Source organism: Oleiphilus sp. HI0043 (genome assembly GCF_001634935.1).
On sequence record NZ_LWEY01000350.1, the window covers coordinates 1 to 578 of the forward strand.

The window sequence follows — 578 nt, forward strand, 5'->3', positions numbered from 1 at the left end:
CCACCAGATAGTGTTGATATTGTCCTGCCAAAGTGCTGCCCCGTTTGTGATTCCCCTATAGAAATTGAAGAAGATGGCGTGCTCGCTCGATGTAGCGGCACACTTGTCTGTGGCGCGCAATTAAAAGAGTCTATAAAGCACTTTGCCAGTAGAAAGGCTATGGATATTGACGGTTTGGGTGATAAGTTAATCGACCAGCTTATTGATAAAGAGCTAATCCAGGACGTAAGTGATTTATATAGACTTGATGCAAAGAACTTAGCGCTCTTAGAGCGTATGGGTGAAAAGTCAGCAAAAAATATTGTATCCGCCATCGAGATATCCAAGCGATGTACACTTGCTCAATTTATTTTCGCTTTGGGAATTCCAGAGGTTGGTGAAACAACGGCAGAGCTATTGGCTGAGCAGTTTGAAAAACTAGAGCGCTTAATGCAAGCAAGCAAAGAGCAATTGATAGCGTTAAATGATATCGGGCCGATAATGGCTGACAATATATTTACGTTTTTTCAGTTCGAGAACAATCAACAAAAAATATCCCAGCTAATCGAGTTGGGAGTGAGTCCAGCGCCTTTAATTGT

General features: G+C 42.0%; 1 protein-coding gene. It reads left to right on the plus strand.

Annotated elements, in window-relative coordinates:
- On the plus strand, positions 1-578 hold a 578-nt coding region (locus A3729_RS04895; RefSeq protein ID WP_231877338.1), incomplete at both ends, for a helix-hairpin-helix domain-containing protein.